Source organism: Staphylococcus sp. GDY8P67P, assembly GCF_017892545.1.
Taxonomy (GTDB): domain Bacteria; phylum Bacillota; class Bacilli; order Staphylococcales; family Staphylococcaceae; genus Staphylococcus; species Staphylococcus ureilyticus.
The window spans coordinates 102,762-124,613 of the sequence record NZ_JAESLH010000006.1 but is presented as its reverse complement, the minus strand read 5'-3'; the positions used below and the strand labels follow the sequence as shown (position 1 = coordinate 124,613).

The window sequence follows — 21,852 nt, the reverse complement described above, 5'->3', positions numbered from 1 at the left end:
GATAAAAATATATAGGGCAGTAGGGGCTGCCCTTAAAATTATTCTTTTAAATTGTCTACTGCATACTGTGCTTGTTCTTCTGTGAATTTGTCACCTGCATTAGATATTAACTGATCATAAATTGCGTCTTTAGACATACTTTGGTCTTCTTGATACGATTCGGCAGATTTTAATGCATTCTTTTTATAATCCACTTTTAAATGGTCAACAGCATATTGAGCATCTTCTTCTGAGAATTGGTCTCCTGCATCTGCAGTTAGTTGGTCGTAAATAGCATCTTTAGACATATGCATAGTGTCAGCATAAGTTTTAGCAGAATTCAATGCTGCATTTTGTTCATTAGATGCATTTTCATCTTGTTCAACTTCTGATGAACCTGTGCCTAATTCTTTGTCTACTTCTTTTACTGCAGTTGATGACACTGCGGCTATAATTGCAATTATAATTATAAAGAAAACTAGACAACCGCCGCATCCCCAAAACCATTTCTTTTTCTTACCTTTTTTCTCTTTTTCTTTGAACTCCTCGAACTGTTGTTGTTGTCTTGCTAACAACTCCTCATTCGTTAAATCTTTTAGTTCTTTTGACATAATGTAACTCTCCTTTGTAAAAAAATTATTTATATTAACAAACCTGCATTCGCACACACGTATGCAGATTGGTCATTCCCAATACTTATATTCAAACACTCGTAACGGCTCAAGTTGTATTAAATAACCATTATGAAGTGTGGATAATCCATATCTGACTTTATAATGCTCAATACACTGTTGCACAAAACCTTCAGAAACCTCAAAAAAATTAGACATTTCATATAAGTTATGGCAATTGTGCTTGAAGGCATCAATAATCCCTTGCAGCGAAACAATTTGTTCCATTGCATGTCGTCTTGCATATCTTTCAAATTTTCTGTTATTAAATTGTGTTTGGTCAGTGATATTCCCATATGTAAGTTTGTGATGTGCTAATTCTTCTGCTAATGTTTCTAACTTAACTGCGTTGGATCTATTACTGTTGATATAAATTTCGTTATTGTAATACATGCCCGATTGAAAACTAGGTAGCATATCAGTTTCTATGATTGTTAAATGGTTATATTTACTAATTAATGCTTCGTATTTCCCCATATAAACACCCTTTATTTACGTTTACTTTTTAGGTAGTTAATAAAATCTTGAACTTCTTGCTTTTCTTCATCAGTTAAATCTTCTTTATCAAAATGTGCTGCGATTGTATCTTGTTGTGTACTTTTATCTTCTGTTATATCAGAGGGCATAACACCAAAATAATCAGCAAGTAATTCAATTTTATCCCTTCGAGGATACTTAACTGCATTAACCCAGCTACTAACTGTTGATTCTTTTAAATTTAAATCTTTTGCCATGTCCGTTTGTGTTTTCCCTTTGCGTTCTAAAAGATTTTTTAAATTTTTCGAAAGAATATTTTTGGCCATTTGTACTACCTCTTTTCTTATTTAAGTGTTGCATTAAGTATATTAAAAAGTTTACAAAAAGTAAAGTATTTTTCGAAAAAAGTTTACTTAATGTGTTGACACTTTACTTTTAGTGTAGTAAATTGAGTACATACCTTACAGGGAGGTGACGAAATGACAGACACAATCGAAACTTTTTCTTTGAAAGGTGCGCGAAATGAATTCGACTATACTCAAGAGCAAATAGCTGATAAATTAGGCGTTTCAAGGGCGCAATACATTGCATGGGAAAAAGGGGAAGTGATTCCGAAAAGTATGGTTGTTTACGCTTTAGCATACATTTACGGTATCAATGCTGACTTGTTAAGAGTTAGCAAAAAAATTTAACACACACTTCACTTTTAGTGTAGTTAGGAGGAAGATAAATTGAATGAATTACAACTAAGCGATGATTTAACAACAATCGAAACAGAAATTAAAAGTTATCAAAACATTGCAGGTCAATCGATTTTCGAAATTGGTCGAAGATTAAAGCATGTAAAAGAGAACGACTTGGTACATGGAGAATTTAGAAATTGGCTTGAAAATATAGGAGTAGAAAAAACGTTTGCTGCTAAAGCTATGAAAATAACAAACGAGTTAAGTTCAAATGTTGAACAGGTGCAACATTTAGGAATTAGAGCGCTATCTCAAATAGCTACTATTCCCGAAGGTGAGCGAGAACAAAAACACGAAACTTCCTCTGGAGAAATGAAAACACCTTATGAAATGACTAATAAAGAACGTGAGGAATTTAAACGTCAACTCAAACAACGCGACGAAGAAAAATCACAACTTCAATCTCAAGTAGAACAAGCGCAACGTTCAGAAGAAATCGCACGTAAGCAACTAGAGGAGGCAGAGGATAGGGAGCCAGAAGTTATTGAGAAGTACATGGAGCCAGAGGATTATCAAAGCATTAAAAATATGAATGAACATTTGCAAAGTGAACGTGAGTATTACAAAAAGCAAGCTGATGATTTTAGAAATGAAGTTAAAAACATTATGCATCAGCCAAACAAAACTACCGAATTCACCCAAGAAGATGACAAAGAAGATTACACGCCAATATTAATTCAATTATTAAAACCGGCAGAAGAATTTATTAATTACTACAGTCATCATATCAGTAAAGAAAAGGCATTAAATGAAATAGAAAAAATTAAAAATATATTAAAGGAGCAATAAATTATGAAAAGAGTAGATATCAACGGAAAAGATTTTAATCAAAACGAAATGAAATTACCAGTAAATGAAGTATACAAAACGGATGACTTAGATATTTTTAAATTTACTAAGTTTAACAGAAATATTCTTTTCACAGATGAAATGTTGAAACAAGCAAAAGAAGGATTTATCAGTCCGATCATCGTTAACGAGTATATGGTTGTTATCGATGGTCAGCATAGATTAGAACACGCTAAAAAAGCAGGTGTTCCTATCGAATATATTATCAAGCCTGGTTTAGGAGAACACGATATCGTGAGAATGAACACAACACAAAGACCATGGAGCTTACTTAACTTTATCGAAAGTTACGCAAATCAAGGCTCTGAGCAATATGTTTCGTTACTCAATTTAATTAACAAGAAATATGCTGGTACATCGGTAGTTGTTGGGGTTGCTAGAGATACGACGTCAAACCAAACAGGTTTGAGTAAATTAGTTAAATCAGGTGATTTCGAGTTTGTGAACTTTGAGCAAACACTTAACTTCCTTAAATATTATGAAAAATTTAGAAAAGAGACAAATACACCTAAAAAGACAAAAGTAGCACTAGCTTTATATGCACTATATAGAATCGAAGGTTTTGATGAAGATAGATTGATTAAAAAAGTTTTACAAAAGAAATTCGATGACGATTTAAGAGTTAAAGGTTATGACCTTACTGAAGCATTAAAAGAATTTATTGATAAATACAACGATAAATTAACACAAGATAGCTCATTATTTATTGAATATTACGTGAAAAATAATGGTGAATTAATAATAGGTAATCCTAGAAAAGAATGGACACAAAAAAAGACTACCCGTAAAGGATAGCCAAAGAGTAAATATCAACAACCTAATTATACCACACGAGGTGGTTCATCGCCACCTCAATTAATACACAGTTTATGTGTAGAAATGTAAGGCTGTCCATAATGTGGACACCCTAAAAATTGAAAGGAGAAATACTTATGAAAAAACAATTCCTGAATTCCAAAGATGTGCAAATCATCTTAGGACGTTCAAAAGCAACAGCTAACCGTCGCATTAACCAAATGAACGCAGAATTAAAAGAACAAGGATACTACACTGAACGAGGATTAGTCCCGGTAACTGTATTTCAAGAGAAGTACAAAGGTGTAGAAATACCTGAAGAATTACTAGAAGTATTTTAAGGAGGTGATTACATGAGAACACTACTAACATTTTTAACACTACCATTCACAACATTAGCTATAGGGATTACAACAAATGATTTTTACATCGGTATGTTGTTATCGGTAATGGCAGGTTTCGGATTGTATTGGTTCTGGGATAAGTTTTTCGATGCAATAAAAAAGACTGAAAGCAACGGCAATTGCTAACAGTCAAACGATTTACAAAATATACAACTTAAATATACACGGAATAGAGGTGTTTCGTCAAATGGCAGAAGAATACGAAACAAAAGAAGTGTTCTATCTAATCAAAGAGCAAGATGGAAAGCATAGATATTTAATAAATAAACCAAATCATCCAGACGACGCAACTTACAACATTCAACGTAGAAATGCTAGACGCTTAACAGGATTAGAAGAAATAAATATTAAATGGAATGAACATCTCATAGAAACAGAAACTACAGTGATAAAAAAATATTATAAAACTTACAGTATAGATCAATTGAAGGAGGTACAAGATGACTAGCTTTATCGAAAAATTTAACGAACTTAATTCACGTAACGTAAACGAACACGTAGAACAAAAAAATGGTCTTAACTATTTATCTTGGGCATATGTTCAACAAGAATTAACTAAATTAGATGAAAATTTCCAACATAGATTCATAGAATTTCCTTACACAGACAGTGAACGTGACGACATTTTCGTGCCTTATTTAAAGACAGATGAAGGTTATATGGTTTGTGTAGAAATCACTTTATTTGGCGTTACTAAAAGAGAGTGGCTACCAGTATTGAATTACAAAAACCAAGCAATTCCTAAAGGATCAGCTACAACTTTCGACATAAACAAAAGTATGAAAAGAGTAATGGTAAAATGTGCAGCTCAATTTGGTCTAGGAAACTATTTATATTTGGGTGAGGATGCACCAGATGCTAGTGATAATGACAGAACAGAATTAGAAGATAAGATTAATCAATTTGTCAGTATCTCTCAAGAAAAAGGCCGTGACGCAACATTAGACAAGACAATGCGATGGTTAGGAATATCGGACATTAACAAAGTATCGCAAAAAGAAATAGCACAAGCACACGCGAAACTAGATGCAGGACTAAAACAATTAGATAAGGATGATGAATAATGATAAACAGAGTAACTTTAGTAGGCAGATTAACTAAGGACCCAAACTTTACAGAAAACCAAGTAGCAGTAGCGAATTTCACAATAGCAGTAAATAGAACATTCAAAAACAAGAATGGTGAACAAGAAGCTGATTTTATAAACGTTGTGACTTTCCGTAAACAAGCAGAGAACGTAAATAATTACCTATCTAAAGGTAGCTTGGTTGGTATTGATGGTCGTGTTCAAACACGTAACTACGAAAACAAAGAGGGCCAACGTATTTTTGTAACTGAAGTAGTCGCAGATAGTGTTCAATTCTTAGAACCTAAATCTCAACAAAGTAAAACACAGCAAACACAAGCTAAAGATAATCCATTTGCCAATGGTGGTGCAGATATTTCTGAAGATTCGTTACCGTTCTAAAAGGACTGATTAAATGGCTCAAATTAAATCGTACATCCAACAAGATGATGGCACAATAACTGCTGTCATTGAGGGTGTAACTTTAGAAAATAAAGACTTCTTACTGTTAGATAACGGACTTGAATTAGAATGCGACGTAATTGTGAGTGATCCTTACAAGATAACAGATAAGCAACGTAGGAAAGTGTTCGCTATGGTGCGAGATATATACAACCACTATGCGCAACCAATGGATTATTTGAGGTATATGTTCCAAAAACAATTGGAGTTCTTACACGGTTATGAACCTATCTCATTAAGTAACTGCAGTAGACGACAAGCCAGTGAATTAATCGAGTTGATACTTGATTTTATATTCGCAAATAATATACCTATCCACAAAGCCACTAGCGACCTTATGAGCAATGATAAGTATTTTATATATAAATCTACCATAAACAGAATATGTGTTGTATGTGGGGCTAAGAATGCCGATTTAGCACATTATCAAGCAGTAGGTAGAGGACGAAACAGAAACAAGATAGATCATTACGGAAACAAAGTATTAGCACTATGCAGGTTCCACCATAATCAACAGCACAACATGGGAATGGACAACTTTAATAAGCTACATCATTTAGAGAATGCGTGGGTGGATGTGGACGAGAAACTAAATAAGATGCTGAAAGGAGAAAAAACGAATGACTGAAGTGTCATGGATTAAGTTGAAAGTCGGAATGTTCGATGATAGCAAAATTAAGTATATCGAAGCTTTACCCGAAAGAGATACGATCATCACGATTTGGGTTAAGTTATTAACTTTGGCTGGCAAGTACAACGAACAAGGTTACATCATGTTATCGGAAAACTTACCTTACAACGAAGAAATGTTAGCGAATGAATTTAACAGACCACTTAACTCAATTAGATTAGCGTTACAAACATTTGAAACATTAGGAATGACAGAGATTGTTCAAGGCGTAATCAAAATATCTAACTGGGAAAAACACCAGAACATTGAAGGCTTAGAAAAAATTCGTGAACAAAATAGACTGCGTAAACAAAGGCAACGAGAAAAAGAAAGATTATTGCCAGATAGTCACGTGAAGTCACGTGACGGTCACGCAACAGAAGAAGAATTAGAAATAGAAGAAGAAAGAGAAGAAGAAAGAGATAAAACACCTCCCCTTCCTTACAAAAATATTATTGAACATCTTAATAATAAAGCTGATAAAAAATACAAACATACAACTGGTAAAACTCAAACGTTAATAAAAGCTAGATTTAACGAAGGATTTAATGAAGATGACTTCATAAATGTTATAGACAACATGGTTAAAGAATGGAAAGGCGATAACAAAATGGACAGATACCTTAGACCAGAAACATTATTTGGTACAAAGTTTGAAAGTTATTTAAACCAAACAACAACTATTACAAACAAGAGTGATGGAGATAGTTTCTTTAATCAACTTATCAATGGGGAGGATTAACTAAATGACTATGAACAAAAAAGAAGCTGCAACAATCATGAGTTTAGTTGATTCTGCTTACAATATGGATTTCGCTAAAGATGATTTAAAAGCTAGATTATGGGTTGAGCAACTTACTAAGTACGGTGATTACGACAGATCATTGCATAAGACTAAAAAATATATACGCGAACATAAATTTAAACCTACTGTATCTGAAATTATGGACAGTAAACCTAAACAGTCAAATGACATCGTAATACCAGAAGAAGAAACACACGAGTACAGAATGAAACATGATGCTGAATATGCCAAAAATCGTGAAGCGTTAAAAAATAAATGGCAACAAATGAAACAAGAATGGATGAATGAAGATGACTAATATAAATGTATTAAGCACCGAAGAAGCCATTGTTTCCAATCTTATGCGTAATCCAGACTTGTTAGGCAAACTGAAACTCAAACCGCAAATGTTCACAGACGATAAAATTCAAGAGTTTATCCAATATGTAATGGACAATGGAAAAGTTGATGTAAACCAAATTTATTACAAAAGTCGTGAAGATAAGAATTTTATATCTACAAAACGATTAGGTGATATATACAATTCAGATGGCACAGATAAAGTTTTCTTCATGCAGGACCAAATGAACCTATTAGAAAATTATGTGATAAGAGAAGCTGCGCAACAGACATCTGAATATCAATCAATGCCTAACCGTACAAACTTTAAGTATCTGATAGAACAGTTACAAGAATTGGATAACATGACCATCGATAAAGATAATCCTACTGATAATTACTTGATGGAAGTCATGGACAACATTTTATCAGACAAACCTAAAGACTTTATCAAAACAGGGATTAAGTCGATTGATAACAAGATTATGGGCTTTGAACGAGGACAACTCAATGTATTAGGCGCACGTCCTAGTTTAGGAAAAACCGCATTAGCGTTAAATATGCTATGGAACATTACGTTAGCTGGTTATCCTACGACATTCTTTAGCCTTGAAACAGGTGGTAATAACATCGTTGAGCGTTTGGTATCAAGCATTACCAATATACCTTTGTACAAGATAAAGCAAGCTGATGGATTAAGCGATGAAGATACAACGCAAGTGATGGATGCGATAAATCAAATTAAAAAGCATAGTAACTTACATATCGAGGACCAAGCACAAATGACACCTCAAGATGTAAGAGAAGTAGCTATGAAATCATCAGATAAACCCCATGTAATCTTTATCGACTATTTAACGTTAATGCAATCTGATATTCCACAGCGAGATAGACGATTAGAAGTTGAAAAGATTAGTCGTGATTTAAAAATAATAGCGAAAGAAACGGGATGTGTAATTATAGCATTATCTCAGCTAAGTCGTGGCGTTGAATCACGTAATGATAAAAGACCAATGATGAGTGATTTAAGAGAAGCTGGAGGTATTGAGCAAGATGCCAATATGATTTTCTTCCTATACCGAGAAGATTATTACGATAAAGAGATGCAAGATAATGAAACTGGAAAGTCGGATATTGAGTTTATTATCGCTAAGAATAAAGACGGTGAAACAGGTACAGCAGAACTTGAGTTTTATAAAAAATCACAGAGGTTTTACGGATGAAAATAGCAGAGTTCCAGCAATTGCTTGGACACCTATTCAGAACGACATACAAAGGCGATACAGACGTTCAATTGTGTTTACTTGAGTTAGGTTATGCAGTTAAGAGATTGCTCGAGAATGGACGTCTAACGCCCTTTGATAACTATGACGAAAATAAGCAAATGATATTTAACGAATATAGAGGTGTGAATATAGATGGGATTAATTGAAGGTAGCAAGAATAAATATTACTTATATCGAGATAACGATGAAAAAGTAGTATCTGTATTACCATTGTCGCCGAATGTGAATAATGTTGGCAACTTAACTGGTGCTTACTTCTCAGGTGCAGACAAGAATATGACAGATGACGAGTTAATGCATTTCAAAGCAGTACACAATTTATATTATGAACAAGAACTTGGAAGCCAAATGAATATATTTGATATGTAGGAGTGAACGAATGGAACTGAACAAAATTTACAACGAAGATTGCTTGACTGGCATGAAAAAAATTAAAGAAAATTCAATAGATTTAACAGTTACTTCGCCACCTTACGATAATTTGAGAGAGTACACTGGTTTCACTTTTAATTTTGAAGAAATAGCGAAAGAAATATACAGAATCACAAAAAAAGGCGGAGTTTTAGTGTGGGTAGTTAATGACTCAACTGTTAAAGGTTCAGAAACAGGAACATCATTTAAGCAAGCATTATATTTTAAAGATATTGGTTTCAGATTACATGACACAATGATATTTGCTAAAAATAATCCGTTGCCATTAACACATAACAGATATGAACAACAATTTGAGTATATGTTTGTTTTCTCGAAAGATAAACCTAAAACATTTAACCCTATTAAAAAGGATAATAAAAACTACGGAAAAATAAAAACTGGTACGCACAGAAAGAACAAGAAAGATTTAGTGAGCATGTCAGGTTCAAATAAAATCGTAAAAAAAGAGTCGATAAAAAATAACATTTGGTTCTACTCTGTGAATAGAGGAGCTATATCGAAAGATTTATCGGTTCATAGTCATCCTGCAACTTTCCCTGAACAATTAGCGATTGACCATATTAAAAGTTGGTCTAACGTAGGAGATTTAGTATTAGATCCATTTATAGGTAGTGGAACCACTGCAGTAGCTAGCATTGAAACTAAACGTAATTTCATAGGTTTCGATATAAGTAGAGAATACTGTGATTTAGCGAATGAACGTATAAAAAAACATGATAAACAAATCGAATTATTTACATTACAGGAGTGACGGAATGAGCAAATACAATGCTAAGAAAGTTGAGTACAAAGGAATTGTATTCGATAGCACAGTAGAGTGTGAATATTACCAATATTTAGAAAGTAGATTGCATGTAGATGGTTACGACTATATCGAATTGCAACCGAGATATGAGTTGATACCTAAGTTTGGTAAGCAGAGAAAGTCTGAATACATCGCAGATTTCGCATTATGGAATGATGGCAAATTAATCGAAGTCATAGACGTTAAAGGAATGGCCACAGAAACAGCTAAATTGAAAGCGAAGATATTCCGATACAAATACCAAGATGTGAAGCTAACGTGGATATGTAAAGCTCCTAAATACACAGGTAAGCAATGGATAACTTACGAAGATTTGATTAAAGCTAGACGAGAACGTAAGAAAGCGAAGTGATCTAAATGAATGAAGAAACGGCAACAATTCGATATAAAGTCTACGTTGAAAAGCAAGTGTATGTTAATCACGATGACGATGATAATACTGCTGCTGATAAGATACACGACCAGATGTGGACATTAAAAGAAGATTACATGGACGCAAAACCATTAGAATTTGAAGACGTAAAAATTATAGATAGGGGTTATTGAGATGGTCAAAACAATTAGAGTACATGACGTAATATATGAAATCAAAGGCGAAAATTACGAGTTAGCAGAGAATTTGGATATATCAGATGGTTTATTAAGAGGTAGACTGTTGAAAGGTTGGTCGTTAGCAGAAGCTTGCCAAGTACCTAAAGGCATTGACCCTAAAGATTTAGTTTATATCAACTATGCCAAACAGTACGAGGCAGATAACACACAGGCGAAGATTAATTACAGAGAAGAAAAGCACAAGGAAGAACGTCCTTGGTTATACGATGGTACGCCACAAAACCATGACAGAGGTAAGTGGTGCCAGTATTTAATGAATACGAGTATCTTTCCTAAGGCGGTGCATTAGATGAAAATCAGCGATTTAAAAATAGGTAACTACGTTGTTGTGAATGACTTAGGTGCAGGTAAGTATAGCAGTGGCATGCGTGTGATAGGTAGAGTGGTTGAGATTGACGATAAAGGAAACTATGCAATTATCGAATCGCTACCTAAACACAGATATGAAATCACAGACTTCAACGACTTTGAGGTGTGGAGTAAGCAGATAGAAGATAAGACGGAGAGTATGGGATTGAAAAATCAATCCAACGACTTACAACAACGTAAGCGTAAGGATGAAGAAATAGGATTATTTAAAATTAAAGACTTAAAAGTCGGTTATAAAGTCAAAGTGTTGGGTGACAACATGACAGGTGAAGTTACTGAAATAGCTGATAACGGTAAATCTGCTGAAATACAAGTGGATGATGGTGTGTATAGAGTTATCAATGATAACTATGATTTCACAATAACAGAGTGGAACGCAACGCCACAGTACGCAGAAGATATGGTCAACAGTCCCTCACATTATAACTACGGTGAGATAGAAACAATTGATTTCATAGAACAGGTAACACAACACTACAATCCTAACGTAGCTTATCACATTGGCAATGCTATTAAATACCTTGCACGTTCCCCTCATAAGAATGGTAAAGAAGATATTGAAAAAGCTAGATGGTATATCGAGCGAGCATTCGAAGTATGGGATGTGAATTAGATGAACGTACATTATAGTAGTAAATCAAATGAATGGTCTACACCTCGATATTTATTTGATGAATTAGACAAAGAATTCAATTTCACATTAGACCCGTGTGCAACAGATAAAAATGCTAAATGTAATAAATACCACACAATTGAAGATGATGGATTAAAACAAGACTGGTCACACGATGTGGTGTTTATGAACCCACCTTATGGTCGTGGTATTAAACATTGGATAAAGAAAGCATATGAAGAATATATGAAAGGCGCTACAGTTGTTTGCTTAATTCCTGCTAGAACAGACACAACTTATTGGCATGACTATATTTTTGGAAAAGCAAGTGACATTCGTTTTTTAAGAGGGCGTTTGAAGTTTGGAGATAGTAAGAATAGCGCACCGTTTCCTAGTGCAGTTATTGTATACGAAAGTGAGACACGTTAATGCAGCTATCTGACACTATCAAAGTTAAGTACAAAATTGATACGAAAGGCAGAAACACTGTCGAAATGGCAAAGATACTAAGAGATTATGGAGTTAAGGGATTCTTATACTCTCTCAATCCACGTAGCATTGTCATGGCAGTGTTACCAGAGGACAAGAAACATAACAGGAAAGTAATGGAGGGGTTAAGGAATGGTAAAGATTAAGCAAAAGAAAACGATGAACTTACCACAGTTGATTGAGTATATTTGGGCTAATAATTTAAGGCACAAGTGGAAAGATTCTGATAATACAAGTGCTTATGTTCAGGTTTATGATGATGGTCAATTAGTAGTTGATAAATGTACTAAAGATTCTGTTTTCACAGTCGAAGTCGAGGAAGAAATTACGGAAGATACAAAAATATCTAAACTAGCACACTATTCAGTTTACGGTTTTAAAGGAACTAAAAATTGTACATCTATAAATGATGTGAAAGATGGTGATTCTATAGCTTTTTACATTATGAATGATGATAGAACAATGACACTTATCTGGACGATTGAGAAAGGGCTGGTGGAGTAGATGATACCGAAGTTTAGATGTTTCATCGATGGTATAGGAATAGTTGGAGTTAAAGCGATTTATTTTGACAGCGAGCAAATTATATTAGAACCGTTTAACGGTGTTGAAAATCAATACATTGCACTTGAAGAAGTCGAACTCCTCCAATCCACAGGGCTTAAAGATGTTAATGGAACGGAAATATTTGAGGGGGATGTAGTTAAACATAACCCTGTACCTAATCCGTTTTTTGAGAATACTAATTTTGAAATTGTTCAAGCTAGAACAGGAGAATGGCGTATAGACAGTATAAGAGGTGGTGCGGTATTAGCGTTCCATAACCACCAAATTAAAGTTATAGGAAGTAAATTTCAGCACCCACATTTACTAGAGGAGTGATGACAAGTGGATTTAATTAAACCCTGTCCCTTTTGTGGTGGTCGAGCGGATATGAGATACAACTTTGACAAAGCGTTTATTGAGTGTACAAACACCAAGTGTAAAATACAACCTTCTACATGGTTACACGTTAAAACAGATAGTGTAGATAAATTAGTTAAGATATGGAATACACGAAATTATAAGGAGTGTTAAATATGAATTCAGAAACGAAATTTCATGTCAGTGTTATGGACGCAAGATTGAAGAAAGTGAAAAAGCAATGTGACCAATACAAACAAGCGTATCAACACTGCGTAGATGACTTAATCGTCTTGCGTGCGAATAATAAACGGTTGGAACGACAAAACGCAGAACAACTCGCATTACTGAAACAGTTTAGAAAGCTTATAGATTATAAATTAACACTGCATCAAGGCAGTTCAATGTATAGAGAATATCGAAGTAAGTTAGATCAGTTGGGGGTTAAGTAGGATGAAAAAATTATCAGGAACATCTTTGTCAGGAACATCAAAAACTAGACAAAGAATAGAAAACGATTATTATGCAACGCCGGTTGAAAGTACACAAGCATTGTTAGCAAACGAAAACTTCTACGGGAATATATTCGAACCATGTTGTGGTGAAGGACACATATCAGAAGTATTAAAAAACGAAGGTTTCAAAGTTTATTCTAACGATTTGATTGACAGAGGTTACGGAGAAACTTTCAAAGATTTTTTGAATGATGATTTTGCAACTTATGACAATGTGATTACAAACCCACCATATAAATACGCTAAAGAATTCATTGAGAAGTCTTTAGAAATAACAACAGGTAAAGTAGCGATGTTTTGCAAAATACAATTGCTTGAAGGAGTACAAAGAAAAGACTTATTCGAAAATACTCCGTTAAAAACAGTTCATGTATTTACACGCAGACAAAGCCCACTACGGAATGGTTCGGAATTTGATGAAAACGGCAAAAAATGGGCTAGCACAATGTGTTTCGCATGGTTTGTTTGGGAACACGGCTACGAAGGTCAACCTAATATAAATTGGATTTAAAGAAGAGTGTAGACGATGAACGAAGTTAAAAACAATAGAAATGAGGATAAGGGAATGACTAACACAATTACAGTAGATCAGTTGAAAGAATTATTACAAATACAAAAGGATTTTGACAGTAGAATACCAACACTCAATTTACAGGATAGCAAAGTAGCATATGTGGTTGAGTTCTTTGAATGGTTCAATACATTAGAAACGTTTAAGAATTGGAAAAAGAAACCCGGTAAGCCATTAGATGTGCAGTTAGATGAATTGGCAGATTTGTTGGCATTTGGTTTGAGTATTGCTAATCAATTAGATATTTCCAATAAAGAAAGTGAAAATATAATTGGAATGATTGAAAATAGTTTTAATTCTTCAAAGAGTGCTAGATCATACATGGAGGATATTTGTTCTGACGTATATCATGATTGGTTGATGTTAGAGGATTATGTTTCTTTGCCAATAGGTTTAGGAAAACAATTTTACACTATTGACCAACTAATCACAGCATATAAACAGAAAATGGAAAGGAATCATGCAAGACAAGATGGAACAGCAGACACAGAAAAAGGATACATCTGATAAAGACATCGTTGAACGTGTACGAATAACCTTAGGCAAGGAGTGACGATATGCCGAGAAAAACAATAACGGTAGATGTAGATGAAAATCTATTAATAACTGCTAATAGAGAAATAACAAATTTATTATATGATTTTAATGATGAACTGTCCTCTGTTGATGACGATACTGATGAGAGCGATATTGAAGAACAAAGAGATGCGATGGAACATGCAGCAAAAATTATTAACAAATTGATATGGGAGTGACGCAATGCAATTTCTAGTACGCAAAACACACCACACAACAGGTGAAGTGTTCTTTGATGTAACCAGAGCTAAGGAGAATGAAGAATTTGTTGTAGTGGATGCAGAGAATAAGGAAGATGCGAAAGAGAAAGTTAAGAAACCTAAAGGATTATTGGAAGTAGTGCCATCTAGTTTTAATAACGGTCCTATTAGTAGAGCGTTAAAAGCTGGTATGTATAGAAAGGACAGTGACCAATGAAACAAATACTCAAATTATTATTAACACTTGCACTCTATGAACTAAGTAAAGAGATCACTTACGAAATTATTTGCCGTATGCAAGCGAAAGATATGGTCCCTAAAGATTATGAGGAGGATAAACGATGTGGATAATAACAATCGTGTTAGGTTGTATTGCGATACTCACGCTTATATACAATGCCATCAAAGACGCAAAGATAAAAGCGTTAGAGTATGAGGTCGGTTATCTGTTATACACAATATTTGAAAAGGATTTGCCTAAGAGAGAGTTGGACGATGAAGATATACGCAAGATTAAAGATGAGTTAGATAAACGTATGAAGTAGGTGTGTAAGTATGAGTGAAACTAAATCAGTAAAAAATAATGATTTTTCTGAAGTTGCAGGGGTTCTTTTAAAACTTCGTAGATACGAAGCGTTACAGTGGGTTTGTCCCAATTGTGATAAAACACTATCTAGTCTTGACTTAGATTTACCTAAAGTTAAATATCCTGTTGAACACAAAGACAATAAACTTGTAATTGAAGGGTACTATCTTAAATGTCATAACTGCCATTATAGGATAGATTATGAAAAACCTATTGCAATAGGCACAGATGGATACAATGAATTGCCAACAATTATTAAGGGGTTTCGAACAGAAAGAAAACTGACTGACGAAGAAAAGGTGAAAGCATACAATAACGTAATCAATTCAATAATGTAACTGGGAGGTATCGCATGTATACACGTGAAGATATAAGAGAAATGATAGACAATTATAAGTGGATGAACAATATTGTAACGTCGCAAGTTTATGATGCAGATAGTACTTCGGTTGCACAATACGGTATTGAATCTACTATGCCTAAAGCTAAAGGACAAACAGGTGACAAAGTATTACTTAAGGTCATGAACAGAAACAAAGCGTGGAGAAGAAACATTAAACTGATAGAGAAGATAGAATTCATTGATAAGTATGAGGAACATATAACTAATGAAATGAACTACCACATTCTACAAATGATTAAATTAGGCACACAACATAAAACTGTCATGGACCTTATGGAGATTAAAAGCAAGTCAACATTTTATGGATGTCTGAATGAGATAGTGAATGTATACATGGACGCACAACAAGGTCATTTCGATTAGTGTACGAAACGAACACATCGAACCAATCGAACACATCGAACGATGATAGGCGTTTGATATTAATACGTTATATAATATATGCATAGGAAATCTGGATGGTAGCTTTAGAGGTGAAGTTATTATTCAGTAGGTATGTAAACTTAATACTATATTATATGAGGCACGTTACTTTTGTAGCGTGTCTTTTTGTATGCACCTAATCTTAATGACCCACACAATAAGGACACACATATTAAAGGACACTACTTATTAAGGTGGGGATTAAAGGTCATACTAATTAAGGTCACATACTTTAAGGTCATTACTTATCCGTTGAGTGTGTGACAGACAGAACAATGAACATTCATTTATATATATTAAAAGGTTTCATTAGTTCAAAAGATTAATTGAAACATTAAATCATAATTAGAATATAAAGTTTGTTTGTTGTTTAACAATTGAATATTAAAAGAATTGTTTTATTGATCATAAACTTTATTAGATTAATTTGCATTTGATTGATGAAACAATTTCTAAAGTTAAAGACAAAATGATTTGAGATTATTATTTCTTATTTCGTTTTGTCTTTTATTATTTCTAAAACTAAATTACAAAATGAAATTAATAAAACAAAATTAAATAAATAAAATTCAAATGAAAGAAGTTGATTCATTTGTTTGTTCAACCAAAGGTTCGACTTGGTAATAAGTCATATACTCAAACCGAGTTGCAAAGGTATAGGAAAGCCAATACCAAAAGGTATAACCAAGAGGTTAGGCAGAATAGACGTAATAAGGAGTATACAGCGTTCTATAACAGTACACAGTGGCGTAAGCTACGTCAACAGGTGTTAATACGTGATAACTACTTATGTCAACACTGTTTAGCTGATGGCGTTGTGAATGACAAAGATTTAATTGTCCATCACAAGATTGAATTGAAACGGGATTGGTCGAAAAGACTGGATATGGAAAATTTAGAGGCGGTGTGTGTTTCATGCCACAACAAAATTCATGGGAAATAATTTGTTGAGATTTTATTTTTTGAAAATAATTTTTGGTAGGCTTTGAAAAACCCGGTGCCGGTCTGACGGCGTTCGAAAACGAGCACAACATTCGATTTAATGAAATTCTAAATAAAAAGTTAAATTTTCGTAAAGTAAAAATGCTTTACATATAAATATTAGAGAGGAGGGGTGGAACATGCCACCAAAAAAATTGTTATCACAACAAAAAGGTAATCTAACAGTTGAACAACAAGAAAATATGCAGTCAGCAGAGGAAAACATGGCTAAATTAACTGATATAGATGAAACTCCTCCTGAATGGCTGGATAAAGATGCAGTAGAAGAATGGAATCGTATACTTCCGTTAATCAAAGAGTTACCAATTGCTGCTTTAGATATGGGGTTGCTCGCTACCTATTGCCAAACATTGAGTAATTACAAAAATGCAACACTGAAAATTAAAGATGAAGGTCTAATTGTTGAAACTGAACGTGGTACTAAGCTCTCAAGTTACTACACCGTACAGCGTGACAGTGTAAACACTATGAATTCCATTTGTCCTAAATTAGGATTAACTGTTGAATCACGTTTAAAAATACTAGCACCTAGCAATGATAAGGAAAAAATAGACCCGTTCGAGGAACTTATGGATGACAAGTAAAGATTATGTTACAGAGTATGCGCAAAAAGTAGTTAACGGTGAAATTTTAGCTAGTAATAAAAACGTGAAAGTGTGTCAAAGACATTTAGATGATTTGAATAATAAAGATTTGCCTTACGATTTTTACGTAGATAAAGCAAATCATGTTATTAAATTCCTTGAAATGTTACCTGACCCAAAAACAAGTAAAAAAATGGAACTTGCAGGATTTCAAAAGTTCATTGTAGGTAGTTTATATGGTTGGCAAGATGAACAAGGTTATAAAAGATTTACTAAAGCGTATATAAGCATGAGCAGAAAAAATGGTAAGACGATTGCTGTATCAGGTTTAGCATTATATGAAATGTTAATGGGTGATGATCCAGTGAACGAACGTCTTGTTGGACTTAGCGCTAACAGTCGTGACCAAGCAGGTATTGCATACGACATGACATACGCACAATTAAGCGCAATAAGACGAATATCTCCTAAGATGAAGCAATTAACTAAGATAACGCCAAGTGCTAAAGAAATATTGAACACAAATGACCGAAGTAAGATTAAAGCTGTTTCAAATGAAGCTGCTAACCTTGAAGGTCACCAGTTCAGTTACGCAATCATTGACGAATATCACGAAGCTAAGGATAAAAAGATATATGAAACGTTAAGACGTGGGCAAGTGCTACTGCACAACCCTAGCTTAATCATCATATCGACTGCTGGTACAAATATGAATGGTCCGATGTACGAAGAATATCAGTATATAGATAAAGTGCTAGATGGTATTTCACCTAACGAGAATTATTTCATCTATTGTGCTGAACAAGATAGTGAAGATGAAGTATATGACCCAGAAACATGGATTAAATCTAATCCGTTGATGGAATTACCAGAACTCAAAAAGTTATTAACTAAAAACATTCAACCAGAAGTCAGAACTGCATTAGATAGTGGAAGCGGACTGAACGGTATATTGATAAAGAACTTTAATATGTGGCGTGCTGCTTCAGAAGAAAGTTATTTAGAATTTTCAGACTGGAAAAAGAACGAAACTGATTTTGACATTAACTATTCCAAAGTGTATATCGGATTAGACTTATCACGCGCTGATGATTTAACGGCAATTTCATTCATACACCTAGATGAAACGAATAAACAATACTATATAACGTCACATTCGTTTGTAGGCACAAAGGGTGGCTTACAAGGCAAGATAGAGCGTGACCTTATTGACTATCGTCAATTGTCAGAAGATGGTTTCTGCACCATCACAGACTTGTCTAGCGGGATTATTAATACTAACCAAGTGCTAGATTACATTGAAACGTATGTAAACAGACACAACCTAGATGTTCAAGCTATATGCTATGACCCGTATATTATAAGCAGTGTTCTTGCCGACATGGAAAAAAGAGAATGGTATTACGATTTATATGAAATACGACAAGGACCTGCAACTTTATCTAGTCCTATTTTGGATTTTAAATTAAAAACAATAAACGGTGAAATCAAACATGAAAAAAATCCATTGTTAGATATAGCAGTGAAGAATGCAATGGCTAAAAATACTAATGATTCAATCATGATAGAGAAGAAAAAGAATCGAGAGAAGATAGATCCGCTCATGAGTTCAATATTTGCTTATGTTATAGCTTGTGAACACGACTGGGATGCCAACACTATCATGCCATTGTTCATATAGGGAGTGATTGTTCGATGGAAGAAGAAAAATGGAAATGGATTGAAGGATATGAAGGGTTGTATCAAATTAGTAGTTTGGGAAGAGTGAAAAGTTTTTACAGAGGAGAGAATGTTTTAAGTGAAAGACTTGGAGCTAGTGGTTATTATCATATGGAGCTTTACAAAAATGGGAAGTGCAAGATACGTGGAACTCATAGGTTAGTAGCTGAAGCATTTATAGATAATCCTTTAAATTATCCTCAAGTTAATCATATAGATGAAGATCCTAGTAACAACAAACTAGAAAATTTAGAGTGGGTGTCTCGTAAACAAAATATGCAACACGGAACTTGTATCAAAAGAATGAAAGAGACTAAACGAAAAAGACAAGGGCATCCTATTTATATTATAGATAAAGATGGTTCAGATTATTTCTTTGGTTCAATAGCTGAAGCGTGTGAAGAATTTGGTTTAGAATATGGGAATGTCAAGCTTTGCTTACGAGGTAATCGCAAAAGACATCATGGTTATACATTTGAATCTTGCAAATAAAGGGAGGTGCAACATGAAAAAAATATTATACGCATTAGTAGTTTTTCTACTATTCGTTGTGGGCTTAATAGGGCTGTTCTACGGCTTGTTTATACTTTGGGAACCATTAGCTTATATTATTGGTGGACTGCTGCTCATAGGCCTCTCAGGTGTTTTAAATCAAGCGTATGACAATACCTCGATAAGTCAGAAAGGGGGTGACAGTTAAAGATGCCATTACTTGATTTAGGATTTACAAATAAACAAGAAAAAATGAACAGAGATTTAGAACGATTGTTGTATTGGCAAGAACACGGTACACACGCAAGTTATATTGGTATTAATGCTTTGAAGAATAGTGATGTGTTCACTGCGACACGTATTATATCTGCAGACATAGCAAGTACTAAGTTAAAGGTTAAAGGTCATGAAACAAATACGGTTATGAATGATGTGTTAGATCTGTTCAATAATAATCCACATTCTGACTTACCAGGTTGGCATTTCAAATTCATAATCATTGCGAATATGTTACTTAATGGACAATCTTTTGTTGAAATCATACGTGATAAAAACAATTTCCCAGTTGGTTTCCACTTCTTACATAACGATTTAGTAGGAATAGAGGAGAAAGACGGAGAGATTGTTTATAACGTTAGTGAAGATGTGGAAGGTAATGCTGCAAAGATAACCAGTGAAGATGTATTGCACTTTAGATATATTACGTTAGATGGATATGTTGGCTATAGTCCTTTATATGCACTAGCACATGAGATTGGTATATCACAAGGCTCAAAGAGTTTCTTACGCAACTTCTTTGATAACGGTGGTACATCAACATCTGTGTTGCAATACAAAAAAGGTCAAATTAACGCAGAACAATTGAGGGATTTGAAACAAAACTTTGCAGAAAGCCAGTTAAAAAATAATGGTGGATTAGTTGCTATTGACGACACAATGGACTTTAAACGATTGCAAATTCCTACTGAAGTTTTAAACTTCTTAAACAGTTATAAGTTCAGTACTTCACAAGTTGCTAAAGCGTTTGGATTGCCTGTCTCAAAGTTAGGTATTGAAACAGTCAATACATCTATCACACAAGCAAACCTTGAGTATTTGCAAAGTACATTAGATCCAATATTTAAGATGATGATTTCAGAATTAGAAACCAAGATATTTAAGTTTATCGATTCTGGTTATGAATTAGAGTTTGATTCATCACGTCTGATAGACATTGACCCAGAGCTACAATTGCAACGTATCACAGAATTGCATGGTAAAGGTATTATATCTACAGATGAGGCGAGAAGTGTATTTGGTTACCAACCTATCGAACACGGTGAGCAACCACTTGTGGACCTTAACAGAGCACCACTTTCTACTTTACGGAACTATCAAGAATCTAAGATAGACAAAGAAGTCGAAAAGAACTCCATTAAAGGGGGTGATGAGTATGACGAACAGTAACGTTGACACTGGACAACAAGACATGGTTGTTGAAGGTTACGCAATTATCTTTAATTCAACGAGCGATGACTTGGGTGGGTTCAGAGAAATAGTAGCACCAAATGCCTTAGACGGTGTAGATGTAAGCGATGTGAAATGTTTAATTAACCACGATTTCAGTTATGTTATAGGCCGAACACAAGCAGGAACGCTTGAGTTGCAAGTGGATGAAAAAGGATTGTATTTCAAATGCCACTTACCTAACACATCTTACGCTAGAGATATTTATGAAAATATTAAAGCAGGCAATGTAAACCAGTGTAGTTTCTTCTACACATTACCACCTAATGACTCAACAGCTCGCACATGGCAAAACATTGATAATGAGTATGTTCAAACCATAAATAAAATCGATGAACTTATTGAAGTCAGTATTGTTACAATACCTGCCTACAAAGACACATCGGTTGAAGTCGGTCAACGTGCAAAAGATTTAAAGAAATTCAAACAGTTGGAACAAATGAAAATCGCGCTAGACATAGAAAGCCTTCGTTTTGAAACGTGAGGCTATTTTTTATGCACAAATTTAATAAGGAGTGATATTG

General features: G+C 34.2%; 42 protein-coding genes. 39 read left to right on the top strand and 3 right to left on the bottom strand.

Annotated elements, in window-relative coordinates; translation table 11 throughout:
• Window positions 1-38 precede the first annotated feature (38 nt).
• From KA833_RS03120 to KA833_RS03110, 3 genes are all read right to left on the bottom strand, one after another.
• A complete protein-coding gene (locus tag KA833_RS03120; protein ID WP_128088398.1) occupies window positions 39-590 on the bottom strand; it encodes an Ltp family lipoprotein in 552 nt (183 codons plus the stop codon).
• 72 nt (window positions 591-662) lie between these two features.
• Window positions 663-1,127: an ImmA/IrrE family metallo-endopeptidase gene (locus KA833_RS03115; protein ID WP_128088399.1), complete on the bottom strand. Its 465-nt coding sequence runs from the start codon at window positions 1,125-1,127 to the stop codon at window positions 663-665.
• Window positions 1,128-1,138: 11 nt separating this feature from the next.
• Window positions 1,139-1,453 carry a helix-turn-helix domain-containing protein gene (locus KA833_RS03110; RefSeq protein WP_128088400.1) on the bottom strand — a complete coding sequence of 105 codons (315 nt, stop codon included), beginning with the start codon at window positions 1,451-1,453 and terminating at the stop codon, window positions 1,139-1,141.
• A gap of 153 nt (window positions 1,454-1,606) precedes the next feature.
• On the opposite strand from KA833_RS03110, the gene KA833_RS03105 reads away from it, so the two are divergent.
• The 39 genes from KA833_RS03105 (at window position 1,607) to KA833_RS02915 (ending at window position 21,812) form a co-directional block, all read left to right on the top strand.
• Window positions 1,607-1,819: a helix-turn-helix transcriptional regulator gene (locus KA833_RS03105; protein ID WP_129303075.1), complete on the top strand. Its 213-nt coding sequence runs from the start codon at window positions 1,607-1,609 to the stop codon at window positions 1,817-1,819.
• 39 nt (window positions 1,820-1,858) lie between these two features.
• Window positions 1,859-2,659 (top strand): DUF3102 domain-containing protein, encoded by an 801-nt coding sequence (locus KA833_RS03100; protein WP_128088402.1) that lies wholly within the window; start codon window positions 1,859-1,861, stop codon window positions 2,657-2,659.
• A gap of 3 nt (window positions 2,660-2,662) precedes the next feature.
• Window positions 2,663-3,514 carry a ParB N-terminal domain-containing protein gene (locus KA833_RS03095; protein WP_128088403.1) on the top strand — a complete coding sequence of 284 codons (852 nt, stop codon included), beginning with the start codon at window positions 2,663-2,665 and terminating at the stop codon, window positions 3,512-3,514.
• A 137-nt stretch (window positions 3,515-3,651) separates the two neighbouring features.
• Window positions 3,652-3,855 (top strand): hypothetical protein, encoded by a 204-nt coding sequence (locus KA833_RS03090; protein ID WP_124225764.1) that lies wholly within the window; start codon window positions 3,652-3,654, stop codon window positions 3,853-3,855.
• Between the two features lie 12 nt (window positions 3,856-3,867).
• Window positions 3,868-4,044 (top strand): hypothetical protein, encoded by a 177-nt coding sequence (locus KA833_RS03085; protein WP_210131556.1) that lies wholly within the window; start codon window positions 3,868-3,870, stop codon window positions 4,042-4,044.
• 61 nt (window positions 4,045-4,105) lie between these two features.
• Window positions 4,106-4,366 carry a DUF2483 family protein gene (locus tag KA833_RS03080; RefSeq protein ID WP_203265263.1) on the top strand — a complete coding sequence of 87 codons (261 nt, stop codon included), beginning with the start codon at window positions 4,106-4,108 and terminating at the stop codon, window positions 4,364-4,366.
• Window positions 4,359-4,982: a Sak single strand annealing protein gene (locus tag KA833_RS03075; RefSeq protein WP_210139515.1), complete on the top strand. Its 624-nt coding sequence runs from the start codon at window positions 4,359-4,361 to the stop codon at window positions 4,980-4,982. Before KA833_RS03080 ends, KA833_RS03075 begins: the two co-directional genes overlap by 8 nt.
• Complete coding sequence (ssb, locus tag KA833_RS03070; protein WP_210139513.1) at window positions 4,982-5,386, top strand: single-stranded DNA-binding protein; 405 nt, start codon at window positions 4,982-4,984, stop codon at window positions 5,384-5,386. Before KA833_RS03075 ends, ssb begins: the two co-directional genes overlap by 1 nt.
• Before the next feature lie 13 nt (window positions 5,387-5,399).
• Window positions 5,400-6,074 carry a putative HNHc nuclease gene (locus KA833_RS03065; protein WP_210139511.1) on the top strand — a complete coding sequence of 225 codons (675 nt, stop codon included), beginning with the start codon at window positions 5,400-5,402 and terminating at the stop codon, window positions 6,072-6,074.
• The gene (locus KA833_RS03060) at window positions 6,067-6,858 is read left to right on the top strand and encodes a phage replisome organizer N-terminal domain-containing protein (protein WP_210123464.1); all 792 of its coding nucleotides are present in this window, start codon (window positions 6,067-6,069) and stop codon (window positions 6,856-6,858) included. Before KA833_RS03065 ends, KA833_RS03060 begins: the two co-directional genes overlap by 8 nt.
• 4 nt (window positions 6,859-6,862) lie before the next feature.
• Window positions 6,863-7,219: a replicative helicase loader/inhibitor gene (locus tag KA833_RS03055; protein ID WP_210139509.1), complete on the top strand. Its 357-nt coding sequence runs from the start codon at window positions 6,863-6,865 to the stop codon at window positions 7,217-7,219.
• Window positions 7,212-8,462 carry a replicative DNA helicase gene (locus tag KA833_RS03050; protein WP_210139507.1) on the top strand — a complete coding sequence of 417 codons (1,251 nt, stop codon included), beginning with the start codon at window positions 7,212-7,214 and terminating at the stop codon, window positions 8,460-8,462. Before KA833_RS03055 ends, KA833_RS03050 begins: the two co-directional genes overlap by 8 nt.
• Complete coding sequence (locus tag KA833_RS03045; RefSeq protein WP_210139505.1) at window positions 8,459-8,671, top strand: hypothetical protein; 213 nt, start codon at window positions 8,459-8,461, stop codon at window positions 8,669-8,671. Before KA833_RS03050 ends, KA833_RS03045 begins: the two co-directional genes overlap by 4 nt.
• A complete protein-coding gene (locus KA833_RS03040; RefSeq protein WP_210139503.1) occupies window positions 8,658-8,894 on the top strand; it encodes a DUF3269 family protein in 237 nt (78 codons plus the stop codon). The genes KA833_RS03045 and KA833_RS03040 overlap by 14 nt, the downstream gene beginning before the upstream one ends.
• 10 nt (window positions 8,895-8,904) lie before the next feature.
• The gene (locus KA833_RS03035) at window positions 8,905-9,711 is read left to right on the top strand and encodes a DNA-methyltransferase (protein ID WP_210139502.1); all 807 of its coding nucleotides are present in this window, start codon (window positions 8,905-8,907) and stop codon (window positions 9,709-9,711) included.
• 4 nt (window positions 9,712-9,715) lie between these two features.
• Window positions 9,716-10,117: a DUF1064 domain-containing protein gene (locus KA833_RS03030; protein WP_204189976.1), complete on the top strand. Its 402-nt coding sequence runs from the start codon at window positions 9,716-9,718 to the stop codon at window positions 10,115-10,117.
• 5 nt (window positions 10,118-10,122) lie between these two features.
• Window positions 10,123-10,311 carry a hypothetical protein gene (locus tag KA833_RS03025; RefSeq protein ID WP_210139501.1) on the top strand — a complete coding sequence of 63 codons (189 nt, stop codon included), beginning with the start codon at window positions 10,123-10,125 and terminating at the stop codon, window positions 10,309-10,311.
• Between the two features lies 1 nt (window position 10,312).
• A complete protein-coding gene (locus KA833_RS03020) occupies window positions 10,313-10,666 on the top strand; it encodes an SA1788 family PVL leukocidin-associated protein (protein ID WP_210139500.1) in 354 nt (117 codons plus the stop codon).
• Window positions 10,667-11,359, top strand: a complete 693-nt coding sequence (locus KA833_RS13835) for a DUF3310 domain-containing protein (RefSeq protein ID WP_245336259.1) — start codon at window positions 10,667-10,669, stop codon at window positions 11,357-11,359.
• Complete coding sequence (locus tag KA833_RS03010) at window positions 11,360-11,788, top strand: DNA N-6-adenine-methyltransferase (RefSeq protein ID WP_210139499.1); 429 nt, start codon at window positions 11,360-11,362, stop codon at window positions 11,786-11,788. It abuts the gene before it with no gap.
• Between the two features lie 192 nt (window positions 11,789-11,980).
• Entirely contained in the window at window positions 11,981-12,352 is a 372-nt protein-coding gene (locus KA833_RS03005) for a hypothetical protein (protein WP_210139498.1), read from the top strand.
• Entirely contained in the window at window positions 12,353-12,730 is a 378-nt protein-coding gene (locus KA833_RS03000) for a YopX family protein (RefSeq protein ID WP_210139497.1), read from the top strand.
• A 6-nt stretch (window positions 12,731-12,736) separates the two neighbouring features.
• The gene (locus tag KA833_RS02995) at window positions 12,737-12,925 is read left to right on the top strand and encodes a Lar family restriction alleviation protein (protein WP_348634168.1); all 189 of its coding nucleotides are present in this window, start codon (window positions 12,737-12,739) and stop codon (window positions 12,923-12,925) included.
• A gap of 2 nt (window positions 12,926-12,927) precedes the next feature.
• Window positions 12,928-13,203: a hypothetical protein gene (locus tag KA833_RS02990; RefSeq protein WP_210139495.1), complete on the top strand. Its 276-nt coding sequence runs from the start codon at window positions 12,928-12,930 to the stop codon at window positions 13,201-13,203.
• 1 nt (window position 13,204) lies between these two features.
• Window positions 13,205-13,777: an NAD(P)-dependent oxidoreductase gene (locus tag KA833_RS02985; protein ID WP_210139493.1), complete on the top strand. Its 573-nt coding sequence runs from the start codon at window positions 13,205-13,207 to the stop codon at window positions 13,775-13,777.
• Window positions 13,778-13,831: 54 nt separating this feature from the next.
• Window positions 13,832-14,344 (top strand): dUTP diphosphatase, encoded by a 513-nt coding sequence (locus KA833_RS02980; protein ID WP_210139491.1) that lies wholly within the window; start codon window positions 13,832-13,834, stop codon window positions 14,342-14,344.
• A gap of 50 nt (window positions 14,345-14,394) precedes the next feature.
• Window positions 14,395-14,592, top strand: a complete 198-nt coding sequence (locus tag KA833_RS02975) for a hypothetical protein (protein ID WP_210123986.1) — start codon at window positions 14,395-14,397, stop codon at window positions 14,590-14,592.
• A gap of 4 nt (window positions 14,593-14,596) precedes the next feature.
• Complete coding sequence (locus tag KA833_RS02970; RefSeq protein WP_210139489.1) at window positions 14,597-14,830, top strand: DUF1381 domain-containing protein; 234 nt, start codon at window positions 14,597-14,599, stop codon at window positions 14,828-14,830.
• Window positions 14,827-14,964, top strand: a complete 138-nt coding sequence (gene rinB, locus KA833_RS02965; RefSeq protein ID WP_210139487.1) for a transcriptional activator RinB — start codon at window positions 14,827-14,829, stop codon at window positions 14,962-14,964. Before KA833_RS02970 ends, rinB begins: the two co-directional genes overlap by 4 nt.
• On the top strand, window positions 14,955-15,158 hold the full coding sequence (locus KA833_RS02960) for a hypothetical protein (RefSeq protein WP_210139485.1): 204 nt from the start codon (window positions 14,955-14,957) through the stop codon (window positions 15,156-15,158). The genes rinB and KA833_RS02960 overlap by 10 nt, the downstream gene beginning before the upstream one ends.
• Before the next feature lie 10 nt (window positions 15,159-15,168).
• On the top strand, window positions 15,169-15,537 hold the full coding sequence (locus KA833_RS02955) for a hypothetical protein (RefSeq protein ID WP_210139484.1): 369 nt from the start codon (window positions 15,169-15,171) through the stop codon (window positions 15,535-15,537).
• Between the two features lie 14 nt (window positions 15,538-15,551).
• Window positions 15,552-15,965, top strand: coding sequence for a hypothetical protein (locus tag KA833_RS02950; protein ID WP_210139481.1), 414 nt, complete (start codon window positions 15,552-15,554; stop codon window positions 15,963-15,965).
• A 652-nt stretch (window positions 15,966-16,617) separates the two neighbouring features.
• Window positions 16,618-16,968 (top strand): HNH endonuclease, encoded by a 351-nt coding sequence (locus KA833_RS02945; protein ID WP_210139480.1) that lies wholly within the window; start codon window positions 16,618-16,620, stop codon window positions 16,966-16,968.
• 178 nt (window positions 16,969-17,146) lie between these two features.
• Entirely contained in the window at window positions 17,147-17,611 is a 465-nt protein-coding gene (locus KA833_RS02940) for a phage terminase small subunit P27 family (protein ID WP_210139479.1), read from the top strand.
• The gene (locus tag KA833_RS02935; RefSeq protein WP_210139478.1) at window positions 17,601-19,292 is read left to right on the top strand and encodes a terminase large subunit; all 1,692 of its coding nucleotides are present in this window, start codon (window positions 17,601-17,603) and stop codon (window positions 19,290-19,292) included. Before KA833_RS02940 ends, KA833_RS02935 begins: the two co-directional genes overlap by 11 nt.
• A 14-nt stretch (window positions 19,293-19,306) precedes the next feature.
• Complete coding sequence (locus KA833_RS02930; protein ID WP_210139477.1) at window positions 19,307-19,822, top strand: NUMOD4 domain-containing protein; 516 nt, start codon at window positions 19,307-19,309, stop codon at window positions 19,820-19,822.
• Between the two features lie 13 nt (window positions 19,823-19,835).
• Window positions 19,836-20,030 carry a hypothetical protein gene (locus KA833_RS02925; RefSeq protein WP_210139476.1) on the top strand — a complete coding sequence of 65 codons (195 nt, stop codon included), beginning with the start codon at window positions 19,836-19,838 and terminating at the stop codon, window positions 20,028-20,030.
• Window positions 20,031-20,032: 2 nt separating this feature from the next.
• Complete coding sequence (locus KA833_RS02920; protein WP_210139475.1) at window positions 20,033-21,268, top strand: phage portal protein; 1,236 nt, start codon at window positions 20,033-20,035, stop codon at window positions 21,266-21,268.
• The gene (locus KA833_RS02915) at window positions 21,255-21,812 is read left to right on the top strand and encodes an HK97 family phage prohead protease (RefSeq protein WP_019469714.1); all 558 of its coding nucleotides are present in this window, start codon (window positions 21,255-21,257) and stop codon (window positions 21,810-21,812) included. Before KA833_RS02920 ends, KA833_RS02915 begins: the two co-directional genes overlap by 14 nt.
• Window positions 21,813-21,852: the final 40 nt, after the last annotated feature.

Coding starts and splice junctions, on each gene's coding strand:
- KA833_RS02935 (WP_210139478.1), top strand. CDS start 17,601: ATGACAAGTAAAGATTATGTTACAGAGTATGCGCAAAAAGTAGTTAAC.
- KA833_RS02975 (WP_210123986.1), top strand. CDS start 14,395: ATGCCGAGAAAAACAATAACGGTAGATGTAGATGAAAATCTATTAATA.
- KA833_RS02920 (WP_210139475.1), top strand. CDS start 20,033: ATGCCATTACTTGATTTAGGATTTACAAATAAACAAGAAAAAATGAAC.
- KA833_RS02940 (WP_210139479.1), top strand. CDS start 17,147: ATGCCACCAAAAAAATTGTTATCACAACAAAAAGGTAATCTAACAGTT.
- KA833_RS13835 (WP_245336259.1), top strand. CDS start 10,667: ATGAAAATCAGCGATTTAAAAATAGGTAACTACGTTGTTGTGAATGAC.
- KA833_RS03075 (WP_210139515.1), top strand. CDS start 4,359: ATGACTAGCTTTATCGAAAAATTTAACGAACTTAATTCACGTAACGTA.
- KA833_RS03080 (WP_203265263.1), top strand. CDS start 4,106: ATGGCAGAAGAATACGAAACAAAAGAAGTGTTCTATCTAATCAAAGAG.
- KA833_RS02955 (WP_210139484.1), top strand. CDS start 15,169: ATGAGTGAAACTAAATCAGTAAAAAATAATGATTTTTCTGAAGTTGCA.
- KA833_RS03090 (WP_124225764.1), top strand. CDS start 3,652: ATGAAAAAACAATTCCTGAATTCCAAAGATGTGCAAATCATCTTAGGA.
- KA833_RS03030 (WP_204189976.1), top strand. CDS start 9,716: ATGAGCAAATACAATGCTAAGAAAGTTGAGTACAAAGGAATTGTATTC.
- KA833_RS02915 (WP_019469714.1), top strand. CDS start 21,255: ATGACGAACAGTAACGTTGACACTGGACAACAAGACATGGTTGTTGAA.
- KA833_RS02930 (WP_210139477.1), top strand. CDS start 19,307: ATGGAAGAAGAAAAATGGAAATGGATTGAAGGATATGAAGGGTTGTAT.
- KA833_RS02925 (WP_210139476.1), top strand. CDS start 19,836: ATGAAAAAAATATTATACGCATTAGTAGTTTTTCTACTATTCGTTGTG.
- KA833_RS02980 (WP_210139491.1), top strand. CDS start 13,832: ATGACTAACACAATTACAGTAGATCAGTTGAAAGAATTATTACAAATA.
- KA833_RS03105 (WP_129303075.1), top strand. CDS start 1,607: ATGACAGACACAATCGAAACTTTTTCTTTGAAAGGTGCGCGAAATGAA.
- KA833_RS03025 (WP_210139501.1), top strand. CDS start 10,123: ATGAATGAAGAAACGGCAACAATTCGATATAAAGTCTACGTTGAAAAG.
- KA833_RS03060 (WP_210123464.1), top strand. CDS start 6,067: ATGACTGAAGTGTCATGGATTAAGTTGAAAGTCGGAATGTTCGATGAT.
- KA833_RS03055 (WP_210139509.1), top strand. CDS start 6,863: ATGACTATGAACAAAAAAGAAGCTGCAACAATCATGAGTTTAGTTGAT.
- KA833_RS02990 (WP_210139495.1), top strand. CDS start 12,928: ATGAATTCAGAAACGAAATTTCATGTCAGTGTTATGGACGCAAGATTG.
- KA833_RS02950 (WP_210139481.1), top strand. CDS start 15,552: ATGTATACACGTGAAGATATAAGAGAAATGATAGACAATTATAAGTGG.
- KA833_RS03045 (WP_210139505.1), top strand. CDS start 8,459: ATGAAAATAGCAGAGTTCCAGCAATTGCTTGGACACCTATTCAGAACG.
- rinB (WP_210139487.1), top strand. CDS start 14,827: ATGAAACAAATACTCAAATTATTATTAACACTTGCACTCTATGAACTA.
- KA833_RS03065 (WP_210139511.1), top strand. CDS start 5,400: ATGGCTCAAATTAAATCGTACATCCAACAAGATGATGGCACAATAACT.
- KA833_RS03005 (WP_210139498.1), top strand. CDS start 11,981: ATGGTAAAGATTAAGCAAAAGAAAACGATGAACTTACCACAGTTGATT.
- KA833_RS03110 (WP_128088400.1), bottom strand. CDS start 1,453: ATGGCCAAAAATATTCTTTCGAAAAATTTAAAAAATCTTTTAGAACGC.
- KA833_RS03095 (WP_128088403.1), top strand. CDS start 2,663: ATGAAAAGAGTAGATATCAACGGAAAAGATTTTAATCAAAACGAAATG.
- KA833_RS03120 (WP_128088398.1), bottom strand. CDS start 590: ATGTCAAAAGAACTAAAAGATTTAACGAATGAGGAGTTGTTAGCAAGA.
- KA833_RS02985 (WP_210139493.1), top strand. CDS start 13,205: ATGAAAAAATTATCAGGAACATCTTTGTCAGGAACATCAAAAACTAGA.
- KA833_RS03000 (WP_210139497.1), top strand. CDS start 12,353: ATGATACCGAAGTTTAGATGTTTCATCGATGGTATAGGAATAGTTGGA.
- KA833_RS03040 (WP_210139503.1), top strand. CDS start 8,658: ATGGGATTAATTGAAGGTAGCAAGAATAAATATTACTTATATCGAGAT.
- KA833_RS03115 (WP_128088399.1), bottom strand. CDS start 1,127: ATGGGGAAATACGAAGCATTAATTAGTAAATATAACCATTTAACAATC.
- KA833_RS03085 (WP_210131556.1), top strand. CDS start 3,868: ATGAGAACACTACTAACATTTTTAACACTACCATTCACAACATTAGCT.
- KA833_RS03035 (WP_210139502.1), top strand. CDS start 8,905: ATGGAACTGAACAAAATTTACAACGAAGATTGCTTGACTGGCATGAAA.
- KA833_RS03050 (WP_210139507.1), top strand. CDS start 7,212: ATGACTAATATAAATGTATTAAGCACCGAAGAAGCCATTGTTTCCAAT.
- KA833_RS03020 (WP_210139500.1), top strand. CDS start 10,313: ATGGTCAAAACAATTAGAGTACATGACGTAATATATGAAATCAAAGGC.
- KA833_RS02970 (WP_210139489.1), top strand. CDS start 14,597: ATGCAATTTCTAGTACGCAAAACACACCACACAACAGGTGAAGTGTTC.
- KA833_RS03010 (WP_210139499.1), top strand. CDS start 11,360: ATGAACGTACATTATAGTAGTAAATCAAATGAATGGTCTACACCTCGA.
- ssb (WP_210139513.1), top strand. CDS start 4,982: ATGATAAACAGAGTAACTTTAGTAGGCAGATTAACTAAGGACCCAAAC.
- KA833_RS02960 (WP_210139485.1), top strand. CDS start 14,955: ATGTGGATAATAACAATCGTGTTAGGTTGTATTGCGATACTCACGCTT.